6 protein-coding genes and 3 pseudogenes are annotated in these 8,675 nt (G+C 62.8%); 7 read left to right on the top strand and 2 right to left on the bottom strand.

The annotated features are described in order from the left end of the window. Positions 1-30: 30 nt before the first annotated feature. The 3 genes and pseudogenes from A9W96_RS33245 to A9W96_RS30215 all read left to right on the top strand — a co-directional run. On the top strand, positions 31-645 hold the full coding sequence (locus tag A9W96_RS33245) for an MFS transporter (protein WP_082972079.1): 615 nt from the start codon (positions 31-33) through the stop codon (positions 643-645). Continuing rightward, positions 642-782: pseudogene (locus A9W96_RS33240) on the top strand (hypothetical protein); the annotation flags it as partial. The gene A9W96_RS33245 and the pseudogene A9W96_RS33240, both read left to right, overlap by 4 nt. A 51-nt stretch (positions 783-833) precedes the next feature. Then, positions 834-1,171, top strand: a pseudogene (locus tag A9W96_RS30215) (integrase core domain-containing protein); the annotation flags it as partial. Here the strand turns inward: A9W96_RS30215 and A9W96_RS07055 are convergent. Next, on the bottom strand, positions 1,168-2,727 hold the full coding sequence (locus A9W96_RS07055) for a hypothetical protein (protein WP_067138602.1): 1,560 nt from the start codon (positions 2,725-2,727) through the stop codon (positions 1,168-1,170). The pseudogene A9W96_RS30215 and the gene A9W96_RS07055 overlap by 4 nt on opposite strands. 274 nt (positions 2,728-3,001) lie before the next feature. Here A9W96_RS07055 and A9W96_RS31265 point away from each other — a divergent pair, with 274 nt between their 5' ends. From A9W96_RS31265 to A9W96_RS07030, 4 genes and pseudogenes are all read left to right on the top strand, one after another. Next, positions 3,002-4,156 carry a hypothetical protein gene (locus A9W96_RS31265; protein ID WP_156765140.1) on the top strand — a complete coding sequence of 385 codons (1,155 nt, stop codon included), beginning with the start codon at positions 3,002-3,004 and terminating at the stop codon, positions 4,154-4,156. Positions 4,157-4,724: 568 nt separating this feature from the next. Further along, positions 4,725-5,087 carry a VOC family protein gene (locus A9W96_RS32085; protein ID WP_067138597.1) on the top strand — a complete coding sequence of 121 codons (363 nt, stop codon included), beginning with the start codon at positions 4,725-4,727 and terminating at the stop codon, positions 5,085-5,087. Between the two features lie 338 nt (positions 5,088-5,425). Further along, positions 5,426-5,740 (top strand): annotated as a pseudogene (locus tag A9W96_RS07035) (decaprenyl-phosphate phosphoribosyltransferase); the annotation flags it as partial. 47 nt (positions 5,741-5,787) lie between these two features. Next, positions 5,788-6,675 (top strand): class I SAM-dependent methyltransferase, encoded by an 888-nt coding sequence (locus A9W96_RS07030; protein WP_067138595.1) that lies wholly within the window; start codon positions 5,788-5,790, stop codon positions 6,673-6,675. A gap of 298 nt (positions 6,676-6,973) precedes the next feature. Here A9W96_RS07030 and A9W96_RS07025 read toward each other — a convergent pair whose 3' ends face one another. Next, positions 6,974-7,681: an alpha/beta fold hydrolase gene (locus A9W96_RS07025; RefSeq protein WP_082972078.1), complete on the bottom strand. Its 708-nt coding sequence runs from the start codon at positions 7,679-7,681 to the stop codon at positions 6,974-6,976. Between the last annotated feature and the right edge of the window lie 994 nt (positions 7,682-8,675).

Genomic DNA, 8,675 nt, shown 5'->3' with positions numbered 1-8,675 from the left:
GTATCGCGCCGCTGGCCATGCTGTCTGGCTATGCCACTCTCGGTGCCTCGAAACGCAATCCAGTCACCCTTCGGCTGCTTCGTATTGGGTAGGGCGGTGTCGTTGGCCGGTAGTGCGATGACACCTGTCGCGCTGAGCCTGGCCGTGCTGCAGGCATCGCATCACATGAGCGACCTTGGTGTGGTGTTGGCCGCTCAGGTCACCGCGCATCTGAGTCTGTTGCTGGTGGGCGGGGTAATGGGTGATCGCTGGCCGCGGTGGGCCCTCTTAGTAGCAACGAATCTGGGAGCAGGCCTGACCCAAGGCCTCGTCGCCGCTGTCTTGCTGACCGGCCATTACCAACTTGCACCGGTAGCGTGTCTGCAGTTCGTCAACGGTGCACTGGAGGCGCTGGGTTCACCCGCGCTGCGAGGCATCGTGCCCGAGCTGGTTGAGCCCGCCCAACTGCCGCGTGCCAACGCAATACTGGCCACCGTAAAGAACCTCGGCGTACAACGATCTGCTGTCGTACACGTGCGTCCCCGTCGGGCAGCTACTCGTCGGACCCGCCGCGGCATGGTTAGGACCAACCAGCATCGCGCTTTACGCGGGGGTCGGTTTCGTAGTCGCAGCGCTCGCCCCGCTCAGCAGCCGCTCAGTGCGTGAACTCAGCCTTCAGCCTCAACCCACGGCGTGAACCGCGCCCGGTCGCAGATACAGGAGACCCCAACGTGTCACATCGCAGCGCCCCCTTGTCATTCGAAGGACGCCGACGCCTCGTAGCGCGATGCGCAGATCGTCCCATCGCACACGTCGCCGCCGAAATGGGGATCTCAAGGGCATGCGCATCCAGGTTTGCCGCCCATGGCATCGCCCACATCGAGCGGATCGTCACCGACAATGGCGCCTGCTATCGAGCCAAGGACTTCGTTCGGGTCCTGCACGGAGCCCGACACCAGCTCATTACGCCCTACACGCCGCGCCACAACGGCAAAGTAGAGAGGTACCACCGGATCCTGGCCGAGGAGTTCCTCTACGCGCGCACCTGGACCTCGAGCGGCAACGGGCCCAAGCGCTAAAAGTCTGGAATATCCACTTCAACTACCACCGACCGCATTCGGGAGCAGGCGGCCAGCCACCAGCATCGCGGCTAACGAGCGGCGTCACTAACGTGGCGTCCTCCTACAGTTAGCCGGCAACGCCTTTTCGCCTGCCCGCCGTGCCCTCAACCGGATTGGTCGATTCGACGTCCAGCCGCGCCGTCAGGTAACCCTTCGACAAGGCGAGCGCCGCGATAGCCGCGGCGACGAGAACGTAGACCGGGAGCAGATGGATGACATCGGTGTAGCCGATTGCGAAGTGGACGATAAGGACCGGCGCGGTTGCGCACGCACATCCCAATAGCAGGCTCCACCACACCGCGCGCTGGCCCCGCCGCCAACCCCACATGCTGATCAACAAGACAGCCAGCCCCGCCCCGATCAGTGCGCCGCCGAAACCCGCCCGATCATGAGCGATAAACGGCAGCAGATGCGCGTCAGCCGCCTGCAGATGATGAGCGCAGGTGCCCATGAAGCCGAGGTCGGTGGGCACGAACACCGAGGTGAATCCGACGACGGAGATGACCACGCCGGCCACCGTCAGCCCTGCGCCGACGCCGACCATCACCAGCTGCCCGAATAGCGCCCGGCGGCGCTGCGCCTCAGGCCCTTCCACCACCGGCGGCCAATGCACCTCGCTGGGCGGCCGCCACACCGCCATCACCAGCGTCGGGAACAGCACGATGACGACTACCGTGTGCAGCGGCTCCACGAACCCGCCGGTGCCAAGGAAATAGAAGTAGCTGCCGAAGACGACCGCACCCGAAACCAGCAGAACACGCCGCGCCCACCGGTGGCCTTGGCGCATCGCCGCAGCCACGCCGAGATAGAGGATCCCGATGCCGACCATGTTGCCGGCCATCGTGATTCGATCATGCTGCAAAAAGCCGACCAGATGCGGGTTGAGCCGATGAAGATCGGCCACAGTTTGACCCAAGTAGGCGCGGTCATAGCCCAGTAGCACCGGGCCCAACGCGATCACGCCAGCACCGAAGCCGGCCACGATCAACCCCAGCCCGGTCAGCGAGGCCCAGAACCAATCGGGCCAGCGGCGCGGCCCGGCGGCGAGGCTGCAACGCAACGACGGCACCGGCGAGGTGAGGGTGGCCGCTTCAATCACCCGGTTAAACCAGCCCGGCCCGGCCTCAACCAGCACCGAAGGCCGGGCCAGCACCGTAGTCGAGCCATCGGCGAGCGCTGACACCGCCGGCGCCAAATCCACGCCGCTCAACCGCACAACGGGGCCGTCGGGATCGCCAACGCTGACGGCGTCGACACCGCCGGCGATCGCCGCACACGTTTGGGCGCTGTCGGCCACCGCGGTGACCCGGCACCGGCGGCCGGCCGCCGCGCGACGCACGGTCGCGACGTCATCGACACCGACCGGGTTGATCTCAATTATCGAGGCGCCCTGCACGGGAAGAACCGCGATAGCCTCCACCGCGATCCGCGGCGGGACCGAGGCGCCGAACCGGCCAACCCACTGCGCCGGCACAGCCGGGTGATCGAAAACCAAAGGAATCCAGCGCCGCCCGCCGGTGTAGCGGATCAATGCCGCCAGCAATCGCAGCGCCCAAACCTGGCTGCGGCGCTCACCGAGCAACAACGCCGCAGGCCGACGAAGCGGCGCATAAGTCCAATCCGGCACAGCCCGGATTCTGACACGCCGTCGCCGTCGCCGTCGTCGGCGCCAGGCTCAAAGACGTCGAAATCGAACTACCACTGTGTTAGGTCTGGACGGATGCAGTCCAGAACTCAAGCCACGGCTCTTGCCGTTACCTGGTCATGACCCGCTTGCTGATCTGGTGGATGCCGCTCTACGTGCTTGTGTTCACAGCCCTCGATGCCCTCTTGCTGAAACTGTGGCGAAGATGCGCCATTTGGCTGAGGTTAAGCAGCGCTGCGGGTAGCACCCTTAGAGCATGGATTACGGAAAGCGTGAAGCTGCCCAGCCAGCGATGTTGGTGGGGCGCCAAGAGGTGGGTGAGCTACTACCTGTCGTGGCCGCGAGCCGGCTGGTGACCCTTGTTGGGGCTCCCGGTGTCGGCAAGACCCGTGTGGCGCGCGAGGTTATTGAGCGAGTGCGCCAGCAGGCGTCTTTCGATACCGGTTTCGTCGATCTCGCGATCGTTGGCCATCCCGATTTAGTCCCGACCGCCATGGCCTGCCAGCTAGGCCTGAGGGTGCGCCCGCAGCAGTCAGCGATCGACGCGTTGATCGACTCGGTCGGTGATCGAGAAATGGTGGCGGTGCTCGATCACGCCGGACACGTACTGCGCGGCTGCCAAGAGCTCATAACTGCCTTGCGCCACGCTAGGTCGGCCCTGAGAGTCGTGGTCACTAGTTCCGAGGCGATCGGCGCAGCTGAGGAGGTGGTGTGGCGGGTGGCGCCGTTGCCGGCCGCCGATGCGGCCGATCTGTTCGCGGCGCGCATTCGCCAAGTCGGCGGCTCCCCACTGACCGATGAGAACCAGCACGTCATCGATCAGCTGTGTCGACGGCTTGCCGGCCTTCCCGGAGCTATGGAGCTGGCCGCTGCCCGCGTAGGAGCTATGCCGCTGCGCGAAGTCCACGACAGCATCATGGAGTGTTTTCGCCGTCTGTTAGGAAGCGCTCACCAACGAGTCCGGGAGGAGCACATTGCGCTGCTCGCGGTGGCGTGGTCGCATCGCCTCTGTTCGGAGTCGGCGTACCTGCTGCTACGGCGCCTGGCGGTGTTTCGCGGGGCGTTCACCGTTGATGCCGCCCGAACGGTTGCTTGGGATGACGCTGGCAACGGTTTCGATCGGGCTCTGGCCGAGCTCGTTGCCACCGCTCTCATCGGCGTCGAACAGCGTCGCGGCGCTTGCCGCTACCGCCTGCCGAATGCAGTACGCGAATACGCCGCAGAAAAGCTCAGCGCTTCCGGTGAAGCCCACACGATCTTCGGTCGTCACAGTGACTACTACACCCGCCCCGGCGAGCGATTCACCGACCTCCTCGCAGGCACTCCAACCGATTGGCAGGCAAGCGATTGGGCCAACGTTACGGCTTCAATCGACTGGAAATCCGAACCAGCAGAAGGCATGAACGGATGACGACAGGGGATTTGCGTTAATACATCGAACGTTCGCCGCCAGCCACCGTCCATGTCCGGAACCGATGCTTCGTCGAGCCACCACGCGTTCGTCGAGACGGTATCCATCACCCAACCGCCTAGGGCACGGGCCGAAGCGAAAATGCTGAGTTCAGCAGGCTGCCTCTTTTGTAGAGAAACGGGGCCGATCACATCCTGTCGCACCAGACGCCATTTCGTTGGGGGTTCGGCCGTGCCCATCACGTCCTTGACTGCGCTGCGGCGGCGAGTTCAGTGTCCGGCGGTGGCCAGCGCGTCCGCCTGCAGCTGAGTCAGCGCGATATGCCAGCTTCCTGGGGTGCGGGTCTTGCGACCATGGGATGAGGCGAATTTCCGACCACGGGACGATGTGTTGTCGGCGGTGTGGTTTGTACGATCCGTATCGATCGAATTAGTAGCGCTCCCAACGCGATACGTCGCTACCTAGAGGAAACTCCACCAAAACAATACGTAGCGTGTGAGCGAGGGTGGGGGCAGGTTCGTCAGCGCTGACCGGACCTCCAGCTCGACCAAGAGGAAGGGGCTCGGGGATGGGGAACGCTCGCCTGGGCGCAATTGCCATTGATTGTCAGGACCCAATCGCGCTCGCGGACTTCTACAAAGTCGTCCTGGACTTGTCAGTGGCACTGTCCACTGACGAGCTCGTCGTCCTACACGGAGCGGGAGTCTTGTTGACATTCGAACGGGTCACTGGCCACGTGCACCCTACGTGGCCAGAGAGCACTGTGCCCAAACAGCTCCACCTCGACCTTGCGGTCACAGACCTCGATGCCGAAGAAGCGCGCATCGTAGCTTGCGGAGCCGCGAAGGCCGACGTTCAACCACAGCCAGACAAGTGGCGAGTTCTCATCGACCCGGCTGGACATCCCTTCTGTATCACGACCCTGATGTAGATCCCCGCTAGCTCTCCGGTGCAGTCCTCGTTTCCGAACGCCTGTCTCGTATCTAAAGAAACAAGCGTGGACGACGGGTGGGCGAAGGGCGGCAGTCCGATGCGTACTACATATGTGGCCGATGGGCCTGTGGTTCTTCGGCGGCGTTCTTCAGTGCGCGCAGGGTGCGCTCCATCCTTGAGCATTCGAGGTCCGCGTAGCCAACCCAGTGTCCGCCAGTACAGAACGAAGCAACCTGCTCGCCAGCTTGCCTCGAAGCTTCATCTCTTCCCCTAGGTCTTCCGTATCCAAACAATACCGTCAGCAACAGCGGCGTACGACGATTCGCAGGACGGGAGGCCGAACGCACGGGCGCCAAGATCCGAAAAGCCCTGGAAAACTACACCGACACCTACCTCCGATTTGTATGGACCACTTCAGCCACCGCCACCATAGTGTTCTACGGGCTCTGGGCATTTGAGCGCGACCATCACTCCGGGTCGTGGTTTGCCATCTCTATGATCCCGATCACGATCGCGATGTTGCGCTATGCCGTAGACGTCGACGGCGGGATGGCCGGTGAACCCGAGGACATCGTTCTGAAAGACCGCGTCCTACAACTACTCAGCATCGTGTGGGTCGCAGCCATTTGCACCGCCATCGCCTTCGCGTGAGTGGCGCCCATGCGCGGTTTCTGGCCGGCAGGCGATAGGTTGAGGCTATGCCTCGCCGTCGCCGGGATCGAGCAGCTAGCCTGACCGCCCAGACTTGTGCGATCCAGCGTGCCGCGGAGTCGCTGCAACCGCCTCATCGTCGGTTGCTCGATGACCCGGACTCGAGGCTGTTCACTGGCCGATACGCACCGCTGTTGGCCAGACCGGCCATCGCGCGCACGATGTTGCGTGCCCTCGACGGCTACCTTCCCGGCCTACATATCTATATCGTCTTGCGCGTCCGCTACACCGATGATGTTCTCCGGCAGGCTATCTCGGCGGGTATCGACCAGATCGTCCTGCTGGGCGCGGGATTCGACACCACCAGCTTGCGCACACCCATCACCCATGCCGGGCCCACCATCTTCGAGGTCGACGCACCCACCACCCAACAGGAAAAGCGACGACCCCTGCAACGTGCGCACCGAGCTGTCGACCCGCGGGTTAACTGGGTTTCGTGTGATTTCGAATCCGATCGTCTGCCCGAGCGTCTGCACCAGGCGGGATTCGACCCGACCCGACCGTGCCTCGTGGTATGGATAGGCGTATCCGTGTACCTCACGCGAACCGCGATCGATCGCACTCTGGCCGATCTCAACAGCATCTGTGCACGCGGAAGTCTTCTCGTTACCGACTACGGTGACCCCGAGATCATCACCGGGACACACCCACTCGTGGGTGCACGCCGCACTGCGCGCCTGGTACGTCGCCGCGGCGAACCCTGGCGTACTGCCTTATCGCTGACCCAACTAACACGCGCACTCGACATGGTTGGCTTCAACGTCCGAGACCACGCACGAGTCCCCGAACTCGCCAAGCGATACGCCCCAAACGGACAACCGTGGTGTTCCACCGACGACTGGCTGGGTGTGCTCACTGCCGAACGCCGCCCCTGACCGCGCGGCTGTACGCATCCGATCTGGTCGGCACGCCACACAGATTGCGACAACCGCCACCTCAATCGAGACGCACAGCGCTGGCCGGAACGCAATAAGGCCACATACTCTGCAGCGCAGAATGATTCATCTGATGAATCACAACTACAGGGGGGCCGTCTCTGACCTCGCCGCGAAAAACCGTTGGGGGAGTGGCACGGCGCAAGTGGTCGAATTATCGGTGTTCGCACTGAGTCTGAAATATGGTGCCACGCAACATGATTGGTGATATGCAGCAGGCCGCCCGCCGTAACATAGATTATCTGGCACGAAAGTCGTTGGTGGCGTTGCTATTAGGCTCCTCGGACTCGTGTTTTCCAGCAGATATGAGGCCGTAGAGCGGGTTGAGTTCTGTGGCGGAGCGGGTGTCAGCACCAGCGCCATCGACGTAGCGTTGTGAGGTGATCATCGATTCGTGGCCGAGTAGTTTCATTAACGCGTAGACACTCACGTTCGCATTGGCGAGTTCGGTGGCGAACGTGTGGCGCAGCCCGTGCACCAGAGCACCGGATGGCCGCTCGCTGTTGACGCCGGTCTTTTTGAAGGCTCGCAGGATCCGGTATTGCAGCGTCCCGCGGATGATCCGCTCACCATCGGCACCGAGAAAGAGTGGAGCCTTCGCCGAGAAGCTGGTGAACACATCCGTGCTAGGTGAACGTTTGCGTTGCTGGGGGAAGCGCGAGGCGCGGCTACTCAGATATTGCTCCAAAACGTCGAGAAGCTCTCTGCCGAAAGGTATTCGGCGTTCCTTGTTGCCCTTACCGTGGGACAGCGCGCAGACGCTGATGGCGCGACCGCGACGCGCCAGTTCGATGGCCATCCAACCACCCAGGGAGTTACCGGCGACATGGACGCGGGCCAGTCCACGGCAATCCAGGAGACGCTCGGTCTCATCGGTTAGGGCTCCGATGCTGGTCTCGCCAGCCAGCGGCGGGCCTCCGCGGTGGCCGGCGGCGGTGGGCGCAATGACCTCATGATGGGGGCTTTATCTGCTCGACCAGGATGTCTGCGTGGCCGGTGCGGTGGGCGATGGCTGCGATGAGACCGAGGTAGATGAAACGAGGTAGATGAAGCGCAGACTCAATGCACCGACGAGGCTATGGTCAGCGCTGTCGTCGAGGTAGCGCCGGTCGCCAATAATCCGGCGGTAACACTGTCATCGGCGTTGGCAAGCGGCTTACGATCTGCTTGTGGGCACTGGGAAGGCGGTCGCGTCAATACCGTTGCTTCTTGCAGCGGTGACCTTCGTCGCGTTCGCTCCGTGGCCTCCGTTCACCTTGTTGGTGGTGTTGTTGTTGGTGTTGGCGGCAGTCACCCTTCTCAAGATCAGTGTCGCTGCCTACAAAGAGCGTTCGGAACGGCAAGTTGGCTCGACTCAGCCCACTCGATCGAGTCGGTCGTGCGCGAGGTGCAGGCCGGTCGATGCGACAGCGACCCCCAATACGCATACGTTGCCAACGTTGGAGTCAGCACCGCGTACGAGGTCAGCGTCACGGTCTCCGACCGAGTCTTCGAGACGGCGCCAACAGTTCCGCGGTATCGCGCAGATCGACTCTCCCTACCGTGGGGACCGCCGTGCTACCTGTATTTTTGTGTCGAACTACTACGCAAACGGCGGGTCTTCGTTGGTTCGGCCAGAGCCATCCCGAATCCCCACGACAGAGCTGTTCTTCCTGAACGATTCGATGTCGTAGTCCAAGTCACGTGGCGGTCCGAAAACGGCGAGCGGTTCACAGAATTCGTCCGCGTCGACTAGCCGATCCTGATCTATAGCTGGCTGTCGGCTATCGAATCCACGAAATCCAGTTGAGGCAATGTCTCACAAAACGCAACACTCGGTTGGCAGCGTTTGGCAGTGCTATGCCTGGGATTGGCAGTCGTTTCAGTCCGTACCGTCGGCGCATGACGCAGACGGCACACCTAGATAGCTCCCGCAAAGCCGATCGAGCGGTCTGGGCGCC

It is taken from the genome of Mycobacterium sp. 1245852.3, assembly GCF_001669335.1.
Lineage (GTDB): Bacteria > Actinomycetota > Actinomycetes > Mycobacteriales > Mycobacteriaceae > Mycobacterium > Mycobacterium europaeum_A.
This window is presented reverse-complemented; position numbering and strand designations above follow the sequence as displayed.

Excerpts from the sequence above, each read along its gene's own strand:
- A9W96_RS07030 (WP_067138595.1), top strand. The coding sequence starts at position 5,788 with ATGCCTCGCCGTCGCCGGGATCGAGCAGCTAGCCTGACCGCCCAGACT.
- A9W96_RS31265 (WP_156765140.1), top strand. The coding sequence starts at position 3,002 with ATGGATTACGGAAAGCGTGAAGCTGCCCAGCCAGCGATGTTGGTGGGG.
- A9W96_RS33245 (WP_082972079.1), top strand. The coding sequence starts at position 31 with ATGCCACTCTCGGTGCCTCGAAACGCAATCCAGTCACCCTTCGGCTGC.
- A9W96_RS32085 (WP_067138597.1), top strand. The coding sequence starts at position 4,725 with ATGGGGAACGCTCGCCTGGGCGCAATTGCCATTGATTGTCAGGACCCA.